Annotated in this window: 14 protein-coding genes; 5 read left to right on the top strand and 9 right to left on the bottom strand. The window is 62.5% G+C overall.

Annotated features, from left to right (window positions below):
• Positions 1-39 precede the first annotated feature (39 nt).
• From ACO06J_RS03765 to ACO06J_RS03730, 8 genes are all read right to left on the bottom strand, one after another.
• Positions 40-387: a hypothetical protein gene (locus tag ACO06J_RS03765; RefSeq protein ID WP_421759364.1), complete on the bottom strand. Its 348-nt coding sequence runs from the start codon at positions 385-387 to the stop codon at positions 40-42.
• The gene (locus ACO06J_RS03760) at positions 384-1,385 is read right to left on the bottom strand and encodes a Gfo/Idh/MocA family protein (RefSeq protein WP_421759363.1); all 1,002 of its coding nucleotides are present in this window, start codon (positions 1,383-1,385) and stop codon (positions 384-386) included. Before ACO06J_RS03760 ends, ACO06J_RS03765 begins: the two co-directional genes overlap by 4 nt.
• A gap of 74 nt (positions 1,386-1,459) precedes the next feature.
• The gene (locus ACO06J_RS03755) at positions 1,460-2,635 is read right to left on the bottom strand and encodes a hypothetical protein (RefSeq protein WP_421759362.1); all 1,176 of its coding nucleotides are present in this window, start codon (positions 2,633-2,635) and stop codon (positions 1,460-1,462) included.
• 10 nt (positions 2,636-2,645) lie between these two features.
• Positions 2,646-3,851 (bottom strand): amidohydrolase/deacetylase family metallohydrolase, encoded by a 1,206-nt coding sequence (locus tag ACO06J_RS03750; protein WP_421759361.1) that lies wholly within the window; start codon positions 3,849-3,851, stop codon positions 2,646-2,648.
• 76 nt (positions 3,852-3,927) lie between these two features.
• Positions 3,928-5,007 (bottom strand): Gfo/Idh/MocA family protein, encoded by a 1,080-nt coding sequence (locus ACO06J_RS03745; RefSeq protein WP_421759360.1) that lies wholly within the window; start codon positions 5,005-5,007, stop codon positions 3,928-3,930.
• 67 nt (positions 5,008-5,074) lie between these two features.
• Positions 5,075-6,235, bottom strand: coding sequence for an ABC transporter substrate-binding protein (locus tag ACO06J_RS03740; protein WP_421759358.1), 1,161 nt, complete (start codon positions 6,233-6,235; stop codon positions 5,075-5,077).
• A 70-nt stretch (positions 6,236-6,305) separates the two neighbouring features.
• Positions 6,306-7,154, bottom strand: coding sequence for an ABC transporter permease (locus tag ACO06J_RS03735; RefSeq protein ID WP_421759356.1), 849 nt, complete (start codon positions 7,152-7,154; stop codon positions 6,306-6,308).
• A 7-nt stretch (positions 7,155-7,161) separates the two neighbouring features.
• Positions 7,162-7,986, bottom strand: a complete 825-nt coding sequence (locus tag ACO06J_RS03730) for an ABC transporter ATP-binding protein (RefSeq protein ID WP_421759355.1) — start codon at positions 7,984-7,986, stop codon at positions 7,162-7,164.
• 301 nt (positions 7,987-8,287) lie between these two features.
• Between ACO06J_RS03730 and ACO06J_RS03725 the strand changes: the two genes are divergently transcribed.
• A complete protein-coding gene (locus tag ACO06J_RS03725) occupies positions 8,288-9,217 on the top strand; it encodes a MurR/RpiR family transcriptional regulator (protein ID WP_421759354.1) in 930 nt (309 codons plus the stop codon).
• Positions 9,218-9,395: 178 nt separating this feature from the next.
• Positions 9,396-10,703, top strand: a complete 1,308-nt coding sequence (locus ACO06J_RS03720; RefSeq protein ID WP_421759353.1) for an alpha-L-fucosidase — start codon at positions 9,396-9,398, stop codon at positions 10,701-10,703.
• Between the two features lie 61 nt (positions 10,704-10,764).
• Here the strand turns inward: ACO06J_RS03720 and ACO06J_RS03715 are convergent, their stop codons facing one another.
• Positions 10,765-11,757: an N-acetylglucosamine kinase gene (locus ACO06J_RS03715; RefSeq protein ID WP_421759352.1), complete on the bottom strand. Its 993-nt coding sequence runs from the start codon at positions 11,755-11,757 to the stop codon at positions 10,765-10,767.
• 107 nt (positions 11,758-11,864) lie between these two features.
• On the opposite strand from ACO06J_RS03715, the gene ACO06J_RS03710 reads away from it, so the two are divergent.
• From ACO06J_RS03710 to ngcE, 3 genes are all read left to right on the top strand, one after another.
• Positions 11,865-12,794, top strand: a complete 930-nt coding sequence (locus ACO06J_RS03710) for a MurR/RpiR family transcriptional regulator (protein WP_421759351.1) — start codon at positions 11,865-11,867, stop codon at positions 12,792-12,794.
• A 20-nt stretch (positions 12,795-12,814) separates the two neighbouring features.
• A complete protein-coding gene (locus ACO06J_RS03705; protein WP_421759350.1) occupies positions 12,815-13,564 on the top strand; it encodes a sugar isomerase domain-containing protein in 750 nt (249 codons plus the stop codon).
• A 65-nt stretch (positions 13,565-13,629) separates the two neighbouring features.
• Entirely contained in the window at positions 13,630-15,006 is a 1,377-nt protein-coding gene (gene ngcE, locus ACO06J_RS03700) for an N-acetylglucosamine/diacetylchitobiose ABC transporter substrate-binding protein (protein WP_421759349.1), read from the top strand.
• The last annotated feature ends 1 nt before the right edge of the window (position 15,007 follow it).

Genomic DNA, 15,007 nt, shown 5'->3' with positions numbered 1-15,007 from the left:
CCGTGCGGCAATCGCCTGGCCTTCCACCCGAAAGAGCACTCAGTTGCCGAACCAGCCCTCCTTGAGGTAGCGCATGTACTCGAAGATCGCCCCGTGCTTGCGCACGAAGACGACCTCAAGGAAGTCGCCAACAACGAACGGCGGGATAAGGATTTCGACGCCGGCGGCCTCGATATGCGGCTGGAGATCGGCGACGCGGTAGGCGACATGTGGGTTGTAGCGCACGGCGTCTGGTACTGTGCTGTCGTCCCGATAGCGCAGGAATTCGATGTGCTCGGGGTGGTTGCGCGGGTTGGTCACCCAGATCCTGCTTGCCTCCACCCAGTCTTCCTGGGGCTGCGCGGTCGTCGTGGTGATGCCGACATGGTCGAAGACGAAGTCGCTCATCCGATCCTCACGACATTGCCGGTCCGTGCCGACTCTTCGGCCGCGAGTGTTGCCTCGAGCGCGGCCGTGGCGTCCTCCGGCGTGCCGATAGTGACCGTGCCGCCGCTTAGCGCGGTGGCCGCGAAATAGTTGAATTCATCGCGCAGCGCGCCGCCGCGAACGCCGTTGAACATTGGCCAGTAGGTCGTGTCGGGCGAGTGCAGCTTGCCGCCATCGACAATACCGAGGTTGGGAAAGGTATCCTGCACGTGGATGATGCCTTCGGTGCCGATGATCGACATGCGTTCATCGATGTCGAACGGGGTCTTTTCTGGCATGCACCACACCGTCTCCAGCGTGGCGGTGGCGCCGCCCTTGAAGCGGTACATGGTCTGGCCGATGTCGGGATGCTTGAGGCCGCGCACGTCGACCGTCTGGGCATAGGTCGAGGCGATCCGGTCGCCGGTGAACCAGAGCATGATGTCCGTATCGTGGATGGCGTCGCCGACGATCGGCCCGATCTTGTTGAGGATGGTCGGTGTCCAGGCGGCGGGAATGTTGCGCCGCGAGGAGAGGGCGACGATCCTGCCGATGCGGCCCTCATCGATCGCCTGCTTGGCCATGCGGTAGCGCGGATTGAACCGCACCACGTGCCCTATGAAGAGAATACCCTTCGAGCCTTTCGAGGCTGCGGTGATCTTGCGCGCATCCGCAACGGTCGAGGCGATGGGCTTTTCGAGAAAGACGTGTTTTCCGGCTTTGAGAGCGGCAATCGCCGGCTCGGTATGCTGGTCCCACATGGTGCAGATCGAGACGGCGTCGATGTCGGGGTCGGCGAGCATATCGTGATAGTCGCGATAGAGCTTCCTGACGCCGAATTTTTCGCCCAGGGCTGCGAGCCGGTCGGGCGTGCGCGTGCAGAGCGCCGCCAGTTCGAGATTGGGTACGCCGGCAATGGTCTCGGCGTGGATTTCGCCGAACCACCCCAGCCCGATGACACCAATGCGCAAACGATCCATGTGTGCTTCCCCTCAGAAGTCTTCGCGTGTGAGTTCCCATGCCAGGACAGTGGAGCCGGCCAATGCTCGGCTCATCATTGTCCGCCCAGCGCCGCACCGATCCATTCGAGGTTGGCGCGGCGCAGGTGCCCGTAATTGTAGAAGGCGAGTTCCTCGACGCCGCCCTCCCGCAACGCCGCGACGGCGGCGATAAACTCGCCTGCGGTCGAAAGGTCAGGAAACGACGGGCGGAGGATGCCGCGCAGTGTCGTTCCCGTGTCGATGCGACGGCGGATGTCGAAGAGATCGGCCTTCACCCGCACTGGCGAGGGCTCGTAAAAGCAGGTCTCGATGATACCGGCAGTGGCACCCAGGGCGCGAAGGTCGCTGCCCTCGTACCAGGCACCGGCGGTGGGCCGTGCCACTGATGGGATCACTGCCACCTTCACATCTTTGCGCACTGCGGCGCGGATATCGGCGACCAGAGAGGTCACCACGTTGCTGCGGAAATCGATGTAGCGGCGGAGATCGCCATCGGCGACGACATCGGCACGCCAGAAGGCCTCGGCCATGTCAGGCGGGAAGTCGATGTCACTGTCGAGATAAGCCGCGATGTCGTGCGCAACCTGCGCCTTGAGACGGCGGGCATCGATGCCCTGGGCTTCGGCCGCCGCGACGCAGTGGTCGCAAAAGCAGAGCCCCAGCAGGTTCTCGAGCCAAATGTTGGAGCGGAGCAACGCGAACTCGTGGTGATAGCCATGCGCATAGGGCGTAAAGCCCGGTGCTTCGATGGAGATCCCAGCAACCGGATAGCTTTCGGTGACGTCCCGGGCGAGGCCGATGGCGTACGCGCGGGCCTCGGGCGCCGAGGGGCAGAGGTTATAGTAGTAGGGATCGCCGAAGGCGTTGCGCACCACCGCCTGCGGATGCGCCATGCCCAAGTGCGTGTTGTGCAGCAGCACCAGCCATACGTTGACCGCCATGCTATTCTGCGCCGTCAGTTCGCCCAGCACATCGCGTTCGGCGAGGAGACTGTTGGCGATCGGTTTGATGGCGCCGTATCGCGCCGGGCCGGTGTGGAAATAGGCCGTGCCGTCTTCCGGGAAATAGACCTTGCCTGCCTTGCCGTGCGGCCGCAGAAACTTGCCGGCGTGATAGCTGCCGGCAATCGTTACCGTATCGAGGCCGAGACGTCGGAAATCGGCGACGCAGGTCGCAACGCCATCCTCGGCGAGGTCCCAGGCGTAGGTATAGATGGCCCTGTAGCTCATTGCCGCATTCTCAATGGTTGTGATGATGCCCCTTGAGGAAGCTTTCCTCGAAGGGGCGGCGGCTGACTTCCATCTCCTTGCCAGCGAGGTAGACCGCGACCGGCTGCAACAGGGTCGAGCCCTGGCGCCGGGTGCCGACCACGTCGGAGAACACGTAGTCGCTGTCGTACTCGCGAAGGACGGTGAGATCGGCGGGGGAGCCGATTCCGAGCTGGCCAAGCTCCGGGTGCCGGATGGCGAGTGCCGGGCGGCTGGTCGACATGCCGATCACCTCGGCAGCGGTCAGGCCGCAGTTGAGCAGCTTGCTCATCGTATGGAGCATGTCATAGCCTGGCCCCTCGACGGCGATGACGTGCACGTCCGAGGAAATAAGGTCCGGCTTGAAGCCATCGCGGAGCGCCGTCTCGGCGGTGTCGTAGCCGAAGGCGCCCATGCCGTGGGCGATGTCGAACAGCACGCCACGCTCCCGCGCCTGCCACACGGCATCGAGCACCTTGCCATCCGGCCCGATGGCCGAGTTCGGCTCGGGACGGTAGCAGTGGGTGAGGATGTCCCCGGGCCGCAGCATGTCGACGACATCGGAATAGCTCGGCGGAGGATGTCCTATATGGGTCATCAGCGGAAGCGAGACCTCGTTGGCAGCTTCCAGCGCCAGCTCTAGTGCACCGAGACCGAGGTCGCCGGTGACGATGCCGCCGATGCGGACCTTGACCCCGATGATGCGGTCGCGGTTGGCCTCGATCTTTTCAACGCACCGGTGTACCGGCAGCATCGCACGTGCCGTCGCCTCGCCGATCGAGACATCCTTGTCGAAGCCGAAGATGCCGGGAAACGAGATATTGAGGAACGCAAGGATCCTGTACGGCGAGTGGGCCATCACATAATCCCGGAAACCGTCATAATTGCCAGCCCCGGCGCTGCCCGCATCGACCAGCGTCGTGCAGGCGGAGCGACGTGCGATGAAGCCGGGATCGACGCTGAGCGAGGTCGCCTTGTGGTAGACATGGGTGTGAATGTCGATTAGCCCGGGGGCAACGATGCAGCCCGAGACGTCGCGCACCTTGCTCGTTCCCGGATCGATGCTGGCCGCCACTGCCGCGACCTTTCCGGATCTGATGGCGACGTCATAGCGTCCGTCGAGACCGTTACGTTCATCGATGACGCGGCCACCTCTAAGGACGAGATCGTATTCGGGCGATGGTCCAGATACCGACATCTGGGAAACTCCGGATGCGCAGCGCCGGGCGGCGGGCACGTTCGCCCGTCGCTGGAATGTCTGCGTTTATGGGTGATCAGGCGAGTTCGACAACCCGCTTCTCGTTGATGCTCTGCTCTGCCGCCAGTACGATGCGGAGGCTGTTGACCGCGGCATCCATCGAGGCCGAGAGATCGAGGTCTTCGACGATCGCCTTGAGGAAATAGGCCTGCTCGCGATCGCAGAGTTCCTGATGGTTGGGCTCGTCTGTCATGGTGAAAATTTCGTCCTTGCGCAGGAAGCTCTTGTCACCTGGCGCAACCTCGGCGTGGTGATACTGGATGGCGTCGGTCTTGGTGTGCTGGTCGATGTCCGACGAGTCCGACACGCCATCCTTGTGCGCCTTTGGGTTCGGCACGATGGAGACGGCGCCCTTTGGCCCCACCACGTCCTTCACGAAATAGGCGACCTCGCTCATCATCGGGCCCCAGCCCGCCTCGTACCAGCCCACCGAGCCGTCATCGAACTCCACATGCAGGTGGCCGTAATTCTGCTTGTCCGCCTCGGCCCAGAGTTTCGCGCCAATGCCGTGCACCCGCACCGGCTTCGCGCCGGTCATCTGGCACATGACATCGACATAATGCACGCCGCAATCGACGATCGGGATCAGGGAGTCGATGAGGTTCTTGTGCCAGTCATAGGTCGGGCCACCCGACTGCTGGTTGAGATTGAGGCGCATCACCAGGGGCTTGCCCAGCGTCTGCCCCAGCTCGATGAACTTGATCCAGCTCGGATGCACGCGAAGGATATAGCCCAGCACCAGCTTGCGATTTTTGGCCCGCGCCGTGGCGACGACCTTTTCCGCATCGGCCACCGTGGTGGCTATCGGCTTTTCCATGAACACATGGGCGCCGGAATTCATCGCCTTGATGGCATATTCGGCGTGAGTATTGGGCCAGGAATTGATCGATACGGCGCCAGGCTTGGTGGCCGCGAGCGCAGTGTCAAAGTCCTCGTAGAGGGGGTAACCCTTGAGCTCTTCGGGCATGGGCTTGGACTTGATCGTGCGGCTCATGATTCCGACGATCTCGAACCCCGGGTTGCGGTGATAGGCGCTCGCATGGGACTTGCCCATGTTCCCCAGCCCGACCACCAAGACGCGCACCTTATCGGCCATCCGGCCCTCCCCAATCAGATTAAGTCAGAGCGTGGGCGGCAAGGTGCCGCCCACGACACTAGAGATGTCAGGCAATCGCCTGATCGAACAGCTTGGCCTGCACGGCAGCAACGTCGACGGCCGCGAGATCGGCCGGCAGCTCGACAGCAAGCGCGTCGGCCTTGACCTTGTCGTGGTCGAAGTCGTTGGCGGCCGTGATGCAGGCGTTGGTGACCACGTCCTCAGCCTTGACCGGGTTCTTGACCTGGCCGAGTTCATGCACCTTGTCGAAGAAGGTCTGCCAGGCAACTAGGTCGTGATCGCCCCAGCCCTTGCGCTTGGACATGTCGCCCCGCACCACATTGAGGTTCTGCAGCAAGGACATGGTGCCCTGCTCTGGCCCGTTAGCCTTCGCCACAGACGGGAACTGCTCGAACACGGCGTGCACGGCAGCGCGCGGGTTTTGGTAGGAAGCTTCCAGGCCCATCGACCAGGCGCGCAGGTACTTGTCGAGGAACGCCTTCTTGTCAGGGTCGTCGAGATCGGCGGCGCGTGCCACGTAAGTATTGGCAAACAGCGGCGACCGCTGCACGCCCAGCCAGTACTCGAAGTCGAGCCCAGTCGAGATCCACTCAGCCCTCAGACCTTCCCACGCCAGCGCGGCGTCGCCCTGGCCAGCGGCCAGCGCCGTGCCCCAGGTCGGCCAACCGGCTTCGACATACTTCACCTTGCTGATGTCGACGCCCTGCACGGCAAGCATCGGATCCACGATCGATTGCCAAGCTGCCGAGCCGAGGAGGATTGTCTTGCCCTCAAGCTTCTTGAGGTCATTGCTCCCCTCGCCCTTACGGAACGCGAGGCTGAACGTGTCGAGCGCGCCCCAGTGGAACACCGACTTGAGCTTCATGCCGTTCTCTAGGGCGAACGAGAAGATGCCTGGCGAGGGAAAGCCCATGTCGGCCTGTCCGACGTCGACGAACTTGACCGTGGCGGTACCGTCAGACGGCCCCGGCTGCATATCGACCTGGACACCCAGATCGTCGAAATAGCCCAGCTTCTTGCCCATCCAGAAGCCGAAATCGTCGAGCACTTCCAGCGTGCCGCGCGGCGAGATCCAGGTGAACTTCGAATACGGCGCGGCGACGGCGCGACCGATGCTGCCGAGCGCGGTCGCGGTGACGACGCCGGCGGCAGAAACTTGGAGGAACGTGCGGCGGCTCATGCCGCCGGGAGTCAGAAAGCTAGCCATAGTCTTCCCCTGTTGATGGTTCATTTCGTACGTCCTTCGGGCCGTCGCCTCCCTTGACGACGGGGCAGTCTCAGGCCTCCCAACTCGCGAACTTCTTTCCGAGCAGAAAGAAGAGCACGTAGATCAGGATGCCCAGGATGGAGAGGATCAGCACCACAGCGAAGAACTGCGGCATCTGGATCATGGATGAGTATGAAGTGAGCCGGTTGCCCAGCCCGAAGCCGCCGCCAACCATTTCGGCGCCCACTGCGGTGAGCAGCCCGAAGATCGAGCCGACCATCAGGCCGACAAAGATCATCGGCAGCGCCATCGGCGCCCGGATCTTCCAGAAAATCTGCAGCGTCGACGCCCCATAGGAACGCGCTAGCGCGATCTTGCCGCTGTCGACGCGGCGGAACCCCGTGGCGGCGTTGATCATCACCATGGGCCCCGAGGCCAGCGCCACCGCGATGATGCGTGGCTCGTAGCCGAAGCCAAAGCGCAGGATCAGCAACGGGACAAGCGCCAGCATTGGCGTTGTGACGAGCAGCAGGATGTAGGGGGTGATGATCTTTTCGGCGAAGGGGAACTGGGTGATGACGGCGGCAAGGATCAGCCCCACCACGGCGCCGATACTGAAGCCGGCAAAGAGTTCGACCAGCGTATGGCCGAGATGCGGCGCGATGAGCGGGAAATCTGAGACCAGCGCCACTGCGATTTCGCTGGGCTTGGGCAGCACGTATTGCGGTACCGCAAACAGGTTGAGCAGCAGTTCGGTGCCACCGATGATGATGACGGCGACGAGCACGATGGCGAGCACTTCGCGCAGCGACCGTATGCCCGGCCCGGCGGCCAGCGCCGACATGCCCCCGGCAAGGCCGACTTCGGCCCCGCCACTGCCCTGGCGTTTGAATTCTGGAATGGCGTCGGTCTCGCTCATCTGGTTCTCAAGGTGCGGGCTGCGCCATAGAGGCAGTTGGAGCCTTGCCGTATCGGCTCTGCTGCTTGCCGACGATTTCGAGCTTGATGGTGTTGGTAAGGTCGAAGACCTCCTTGGTCGACATGATTTCCAGCGAGCGCGGCCGGGCGAACGGCACCTCGTGGATACTGGCGACGCGCCCCGGTCGCGGGCTCATCACGACGATGCGGTCCGACAGGAAAATCGCCTCGTCGATCGAATGCGTGATGAGCACAATGGTGGTCGGGCGGTCCATCCAGATTTCCTCCACCAGCCGGTTCATCTCCTCGCGAGTGAAGGCATCGAGGGCACCGAAGGGCTCGTCCATCAAGAGAACTGACGGTTTGAACGACAGCGCACGCACCAGCGCTGCGCGTTGTTGCATGCCGCCGGAAAGCTCGCGCGGCATCCGCCCGCCAAAGCCATCGAGGCCGACACGGTTGAGCAGTTCGTCGATCCAGACGCGGTCAGGTCGAGTGCCCTTGATCTCGAAGGGGAACTTGATGTTGCCGTCGAGATTTCGCCACGGCAGCAGGTTGGCGTCCTGGAACACCATGCCGATCTCGGGGCTCGGTCCATTGACCGGCGCACCATCGAGCAGCACTTCGCCGGAAGTGAGCTTGTGCAGCCCCGACATCGACCAGAGCAGCGTGGTCTTGCCGCAGCCCGACGGACCCACGATCGAGACGATCTCCCCGGCTTTGACGTCCAGCGAACAGCGGTCAATCGCCAGGAGGTCACCCGAGCGCGTCGAGTAGACCTTGGTGGCGTTATTCACCCTGAGCTTGGGCTGGATGGAGGCAGCGGCAGGCATCGTCCCTCACGATTTTCGGCCAAAGTCGACGCCCCTTCGCCACTCCCTATCAGGGGGTGACGTCGTCAACGGCAGCAGTCTGTAACTAACCTACATTGCGAGTCAAGCACGCTGGACGGCGGAACCGAAAAACTTGAAAAACCCCTGAAATGCTGGAATATTCAGAGTTGAAAGCTGTGTAACCTTCCTACATTATGGTCGCTTGACGTTCAGGGCACTGGATTATTCGGTGTTGGAAAACAGTGAAATCGCACGCGAGAATGCTATAGGCACGGTGGAGTCCAATCTGCGGAAAGGCGCCATGATGCGCACGCACGTTCCTGCCGAGCCGCGAAGCGATGGCTATACCAAGCCGATCCCCGACATTCTGTCGATCATCAAGGATTCTTACGCCGAATTGCGTCCCGCCGAGCGCCGCGTCGCCGACGTGGTGCTGGCCGACGTGACCTTTGCGGTAGGCGCTTCCAACGCCGAGATCGCCCGCCGTGCCGAGGCGAGCGAACCGACAGTGACGCGGTTTTGCCGGGCCATCGGCTGCGAGGGCGTGCGGGATTTCAAACTCAAACTGGCGCAGAGCGTCGTGGTTGGCCGCCTTTACCTCGCGCCGGGCGAACCGAGCCCGCCCACCACCGATGGCTCACCACTGTGGAGCGTCGTCTTCGGTGAAGCCCGTAACGCCATAGCCGCTGTCGAGCGGAGCATCGATCCCGCCGAGATCCTTCGGGCCGCCGACATGGTCGCCAATGCCCACCAGGTAGTCGTGTTCGGACTCGGAGGCAGTTCGACCTGGCTGGCCAATGAAACCCAGAATCGCTTGTTCCGCTACGGTGTTGTCGCCATCTCCCATTCCGACCCGTACGTCCTCAAAATGACGGCAGCGACACTCAAGCCGAACGATCTGGTGATCGCCATTTCCGGCACCGGGCGCACGCGCGAAGTGATCGAAGTGGTCGAACTCGCCAAGCACTACCGCGCCAGGGCGATCGGCATCACCGCGCCCGATTCTGAACTGGCAGCCATCTGCGACGTCAAGCTGACGGTCGACATCCCGGAGTATCCTGATCCACTCAAGCCCACAGCGTCCCGCTACGCCTTCCTGCTGATTGTCGACCTGCTGGCGACAGCGGTCGGCTATCGCCTCGATCCCTCGGCTCGCGAGACGCTCCGCCGCATCAAGTACACTGTGCTCAACCATCGCAAGGGTAAGGTGCTCGAACCGCTGGGTGACTGAGTTGGATGACTGAGGGCTTCGATGCGGCAGTGATCACGCCACTGGGCGCGGGGACTGGCGCTAAAGTGCTCCCAAGGCAACAGTCGGCGATGTAGGAAGGCACATACCGCGTGTGGCAGGCGCTTGATAAGCGAGACCTACGTGGTACTTACCAGCTTTTCCAGTGCAGGAGCCGCCCATGACCGACGCAATACCAAGCGAACTTTTCCTGCCGGAGGAGAAGAAGGCATGGTTCAAGAATGACCGCTTCGGCATGTTCATTCACTGGGGAATCTATTCGCTCGCGGCGCGCCACGAGTGGGTGAAGAACCGCGAGGAGATCGACGACGCCGGGTATCAGAAGTACTTCGACAACTTCGATCCCGATCTCTACGACCCCAAGGAATGGGCCCGTCGAGCTCGCGAAGCGGGCATGAAATACGTGGTGCTGACGGCCAAGCATCACGATGGCTTCTGCCTTTGGGACAGCGAGGCGACGGACTATAAATCGACCAACACGCCGTATGGTCGCGATCTGCTCCGGCCCTTCGTGGACGCGTTCCGGGCCGAAGGGCTCAGGATCGGGTTCTACTATTCGCTGCTGGACTGGCACCACCCCGATTTCGCCATCGACATGTACCACCCCCTGCGCAACCGGGAGGACGCAGCCGAACTCAACAAGGGGCGCGATATCACCCGGTACGCCGCCTATATGCGCCAGCAGGTGACGGAACTGCTGACCGGCTATGGCAAGATCGACGTCATCTGGTTCGATTTCAGCTATTCGGGCCGCACCTACAAGGGCCTGCCGGGCAAGGGGCGTGACGACTGGCAGAGCCTTGAACTGCTCAGGCTGGTGCGCAAGCTCGCCCCCGATATCATCGTCAACAATCGGCTCGATCTTGAGACCGACACACCGGATGTGATCACACCGGAGCAGTACACACCGCGCACGCCGCCCCTGATCAACGGCAAGGAGCCGGCGTGGGAGATGTGCCAGACCTTTTCTGGCTCATGGGGATATTATCGCGACGAAGAAAGCTGGAAGAGCGCCGCACAGCTGATTCAGATCCTCATCGATGGCGTGTCGCTGGGCGGCAATCTGCTGATGAATGTGGGGCCGACGGCCCGCGGCACATTCGACCAGCGCGCTATTGATGCGCTTGATGCCTATGCGCGGTGGATGCGTCTGCACAGCCGGGCCATCTATGGGGCCGGGCGCTCCAACTATCGGGCGCCCGATGGCTGCCGCTTTACCCAGAGGGGCAATCGGCTCTACCTCCACATTTACAACTGGCCCAACCGCTACCTGCATCTCGACGGCCTAGCCGGCAAAGTAAAGTACGCGCAGTTGCTGAATGACGCGAGCGAAGTGCTGTGGGTTGGCGCGCAGACTGATCCGCACTTTGTACCGCCGGTCGGAGAGACGACGCTCACCCTCGATCTGCCGGTCAAGCAGCCGGACGTGGTGGTGCCGGTGGTGGAGCTGATCCTCAAGGAAGGCTGACCAAACGTCGGAAGGCAATCAGAGCGCCGCCGGCTGCCTCGCCAGCCGGTGGCGCGCGCTTTCAGACCGAACTGAGCCCCGCGATCGAAGCGATGATTTTCTGCAGCATGGCCTCGTCAACGATGATGTCGGCGTGCCTGAGCGCCAGAACCACCGCCCCCACTGAGCCGTCCTTGACGAGGCGGATGTCGGGCGTGTGCCCGGCGGCACGCAGCACTTCGGCGATTGCCGCGGGCAAATTGGACATGTGCGTCGCGACGCTGCCGCCGAGCACGACGGGGCCGAGCATTGCCGGATCGAACACCAGGCGGAAGTCCTCGATCAGGTAGCGTTCCGCCTGGGCAACCAGCTGCGCAGCAACGGCGTCGTCACGGCAGGCAATAACCAGCGGAGCGAAGGTCGCGAGCTCGATCGGGCGCATGTTGTAGATCGCGTCGATGAAGTGACGGAGAGCTTCGGGTCGGCTATCGGCAGCGCGCTCCCCGCTCACCGCAATGCGAAGGTGGCCAAGTACGGCCTCCGTCAGCGCCGTTTCCGGGCCCCTGCCCTCAAGGGCAGCCGTGACGGCAATGGCGGCATGGTGGCCGAGCCAATATCCGGAGCCCAAATCACCAAGGAGGTAACCGGCCGCGTCGATCACAGCCTCTGTCTCGCCATGGCGCACCCTCACCGCGCCCGACCCGGTACCGCTGAACACACAGTAACCTTCTGTCGCGGCCGACACAGACGGCAGCATGGCGTGGGTATCACCCGTCAGCAGCAAGGGACCGCTGAGGCCGAGAGCGCGAAACCCTTCCTCAAGGCGACGGCGCATCTCGGCGTTACGCGGTCCGGCAATGGCGAGCAGCGCCAATGAAATATCGACAGCGCCTCCTGCCTGAGCAACGGCGGTTTGTGCAGCGGCAATGATGGCGGCAGCCGCCTGCTCGGGGGGATTGGACCCGGGATTGCCGCCACGGTTGCGACCTTGGCCGAGGCAGTTGCCCCGTCGGTCAACGACGATGGCGCGCGAGTTGGAGCCACCGACATCGATGGCGAGCAAGGCTGTGATCATTCTGTCATACGCCCGCTTGTCAGACCCAAACTTGCTGGATAAGAATTGTTTTCATCGAAGGGCCGTTTTGACTGAGAGCGATTTTCAGGCATGGGTGCGTACCATATATGACAGCTGTCGCGAAGACGTTCAGCGTGCTTGATCGCATCGAGACTTACCAGTCTCAGATGCCGGCAACGATGGCGAAAATTGCGGCTGTGCTGATGGATGACCCCAAGGCGCCACTCAGTCTTTCGATCACGGATCTCGCCGGTCGCGCGGGCACCTCGGCAGCCAGTGTGACGCGCTTCTGCCGGATGATCGGCTATACCGGGTATGGCCAGTTACGCGTGGGAATTGCCGAGGACGTCGGCCGGGGCGGCTCGAAAGCTGCCTGGATTGCCGATATCGGCCGGTCGTTCGGACCAGGCGACCCGCCTGAGCAGGTCCGCACGGTGCTGCTGAACACCCACACGCTGTCGCTGCAAACCACGGCTGGGATGCTTGATCTCGATACAGCAGTTCGGGTTGCACAAGCCATCGGCAAGGCGCGCCATGTCGATGTCTACGGCGTCGGCGGCTCTTCCCTCACCGCTCTCGAAACGCAACACCGGCTCTATCGTATCGGCATAAACGTCCACACCTGGGCGGAAGTGCACAATGGGCTGACCAGCGCTGCCATCCTTGATGAGTCCTGTGTGGCGGTAGGCATCTCCAATACCGGGCGCACTGACGAAACCATTCAGATGCTGAGCGCGGCCAAGGCCGCCGGGGCCTATACGGTGGCCATTACCGGCAACCCCGAATCCCCGCTGGCGCGGCTCGCCGACGATGTGCTGACCGCTGCATCGCCTAATGGCTACCTGCAGCCGGCCGATCTTTCGGCGCGGCATTGTCAGCTGTTTGTCGTCGACTTTCTCTACCTCCTGATCGCGCAAGCCAATTTTGAGCGGACCACGCGTCTGCTTGCTGCCTCGGCTGCGGCAGTGGCGCCGCGTCGCCGACCAGCCCGCGGCATTGCCCTTGCCAATTTCACCGCTCGTCCTGCGACGGCATAATGCTCGAAAGAATTGATCCTATGACTGATCTGAACGCACAATACCTGAAAGAAGTGTCGACCCGCCTTGAGCGGCTTGCCGGTCCCAACGCGGCGATAGACGCCGCTGTCGCAGCGATCGCCGACTCGCTTGAGAACAATGGCGTCGTCCAGGCCTTCGGCACCGGCCATTCCGAAGCCTTTGCCATGGAAATCGCCGGCCGCGCCGGTGGCCTCATCGCTACCAACCGGATTGCGCTACGCACCCTCGTGCTGCGTGGCGACCGGGACGTGTCGGCTCTCGGTGGTGCCGATTTTGAACGCGACCCCAATGTCGGCGAGAACCTCTTGGCGCTGTTTGACGTCCAGCCCAATGACGTGTTCATCATCGCGTCAAATTCGGGCGTCAACGGCTCGATCCTCGGGGTGGCGCTGGCAGCAAAGGCGCGCGGCCACAAGGTGATCGCCGTGACCAGCCTCGACCACACGCTGAAGGTGTCGCCCAAGCATCCGAGCGGCAAGCGTCTCAGCGAAGTGGCCGACATCGTCATCGATAACCTCGCGCCTTATGGCGACAGCACCATGACGCTGGAGGGCGGCATCGGCATCGGCGCCGTATCCTCGATCACCGCAGCCTTTATCGCCCAGCGCATCACCATCGGCGTAGCCGAGACGATCCGCCAGCGAGGCAAAACGCCCCCGGTCTATATTTCTGCCAATATCCCGGGTGGCGATGAGCACAACACAGCTCTCGAAGATCTTTACGGCGAGCGGATCCGCAGGGAAGCCTGAGTGGCTTGCAGAGCCGCCCGACGTGGGGTGTAGTGGTTCAGACGACAACAAGGGAAGGTAATAGAATGACATTCAAGAAGACTTTCGACCGCCGCACATTCCTGCGCGGAACAACGGCACTGGTAGCGGTGGCACCCTTCGGTGGGCTGCTGGGCTCGACCAGCGCGTTCGCCCAGGACGCGGCCAATCCGTTCGCACTCGCCGATGGCTCTGCCGTTGATGCGGTGATCTTCAATGGCGGCTACGGCATCGACTACGTCGAGTTCGCTGCTAGCCTGATGCAGAAGAACCACCCGACCGTCACCGTCAAGGTGTCGCCGTCGACCCAGATCGCGCAGGAACTGCAGCCGCGTTTCCTCGGCGGTAACCCGCCCGACCTGATCGACAACTCGGGTGCCCAAGCCATCGGCTTCTCGGCTATCATCGACCAGCTCGAAGACATGAACTCGGTCCTCGACGCACCGAGCCTCGAAGGCGTCAAGATTCGCGACACCCTCGTGGGTGGCGTCGAAAAGCCCGGCACCTTCGGCGACAAGTTCATCGCGCTCAACTACGTGATGACGGTTTACGGCATCTGGTACTCGGCACAGCTGTTCGAAGACAATAGCTGGACTCCGCCGACGACCTGGGCCGAAGCCATCGAACTGGGCAAGAAGGCCAAGGAAAAGGGCCTTTACCTGTTTGGCTGGGGCAAGGAAGCCGCAACCTACTACCGCACGACCGCTGTCGCTTCGGCGATCAAGGAAGGCGGCGACGAAGTGCGTCTGGCCGTGGACAACTTCACCCCCGGTTTCTGGTCGCACCCGGCGTTCCAGTCGGTCTTCACCTCGCTCTACGAGATCATCCAGGGCGGCATGATGAAGCCCGGTGGCGCTGGTACCCAGTTCACCGCTGCGCAGGCGCAGTGGTCGAATGACCAGTCCTTCCTGCTCTATCCGTCGGGCTCGTGGATCGAGAACGAGATGAAGCCGGCCACCAAGGAAGGCTTCCGCATGACCGGTATGCCGGAGCTCTCCGTCTCCGATAACGGCAAGCTGCCCAAGACGGCTCTCCACGCCACTGCCGGCGAGCCGTTCATCATCCCGCTCGGCGCGCTCAACCTTGCCGGTGGCAAGGAACTGCTCCGCACGATGCTCTCGAAGGAAGCCGCGACTAACTTTGCCAAGAGCAAGCTCGCCCCGACGATCGTCAAGGACACCGTTCCGGCAGACGGCTTCGGCTCGACCGCGCTCGTTTCGCAGAGCAAGCTGCTGGCCGACGCTGGCAATGACGTCTTCACCTGGAACTCGTTCGATCTTTACGGCACGAACCAGGACGAACTCGTCGTCTGGAACAGCTTCCTCGATGGCAAGCTCGATGTGGCGGCCTTCACCGCTGCGCTCGAGGCCATCACCTCGGCCGTCTACAACGACGCTTCGGTCACAAAGGTTGTCGTGAAGTGAT

The sequence above is a fragment of the Devosia sp. genome, from assembly GCF_965229025.1.
In the GTDB taxonomy this organism is placed as follows: domain Bacteria; phylum Pseudomonadota; class Alphaproteobacteria; order Rhizobiales; family Devosiaceae; genus Devosia_A.
Note: the sequence above shows the minus strand (reverse complement) of the source record. Positions and strands in the feature narration are given on the sequence as shown.

What these genes read in the sequence shown, in the direction of transcription:
- ACO06J_RS03765 (WP_421759364.1), bottom strand. Translation starts at nt 387, where the DNA reads ATGAGCGACTTCGTCTTCGACCATGTCGGCATCACCACGACGACCGCG.
- ACO06J_RS03760 (WP_421759363.1), bottom strand. Translation starts at nt 1,385, where the DNA reads ATGGATCGTTTGCGCATTGGTGTCATCGGGCTGGGGTGGTTCGGCGAA.
- ACO06J_RS03755 (WP_421759362.1), bottom strand. Translation starts at nt 2,635, where the DNA reads ATGAGCTACAGGGCCATCTATACCTACGCCTGGGACCTCGCCGAGGAT.
- ACO06J_RS03750 (WP_421759361.1), bottom strand. Translation starts at nt 3,851, where the DNA reads ATGTCGGTATCTGGACCATCGCCCGAATACGATCTCGTCCTTAGAGGT.
- ACO06J_RS03745 (WP_421759360.1), bottom strand. Translation starts at nt 5,007, where the DNA reads ATGGCCGATAAGGTGCGCGTCTTGGTGGTCGGGCTGGGGAACATGGGC.
- ACO06J_RS03740 (WP_421759358.1), bottom strand. Translation starts at nt 6,235, where the DNA reads ATGGCTAGCTTTCTGACTCCCGGCGGCATGAGCCGCCGCACGTTCCTC.
- ACO06J_RS03735 (WP_421759356.1), bottom strand. Translation starts at nt 7,154, where the DNA reads ATGAGCGAGACCGACGCCATTCCAGAATTCAAACGCCAGGGCAGTGGC.
- ACO06J_RS03730 (WP_421759355.1), bottom strand. Translation starts at nt 7,986, where the DNA reads ATGCCTGCCGCTGCCTCCATCCAGCCCAAGCTCAGGGTGAATAACGCC.
- ACO06J_RS03725 (WP_421759354.1), top strand. Translation starts at nt 8,288, where the DNA reads ATGATGCGCACGCACGTTCCTGCCGAGCCGCGAAGCGATGGCTATACC.
- ACO06J_RS03720 (WP_421759353.1), top strand. Translation starts at nt 9,396, where the DNA reads ATGACCGACGCAATACCAAGCGAACTTTTCCTGCCGGAGGAGAAGAAG.
- ACO06J_RS03715 (WP_421759352.1), bottom strand. Translation starts at nt 11,757, where the DNA reads ATGATCACAGCCTTGCTCGCCATCGATGTCGGTGGCTCCAACTCGCGC.
- ACO06J_RS03710 (WP_421759351.1), top strand. Translation starts at nt 11,865, where the DNA reads ATGACAGCTGTCGCGAAGACGTTCAGCGTGCTTGATCGCATCGAGACT.
- ACO06J_RS03705 (WP_421759350.1), top strand. Translation starts at nt 12,815, where the DNA reads ATGACTGATCTGAACGCACAATACCTGAAAGAAGTGTCGACCCGCCTT.
- ngcE (WP_421759349.1), top strand. Translation starts at nt 13,630, where the DNA reads ATGACATTCAAGAAGACTTTCGACCGCCGCACATTCCTGCGCGGAACA.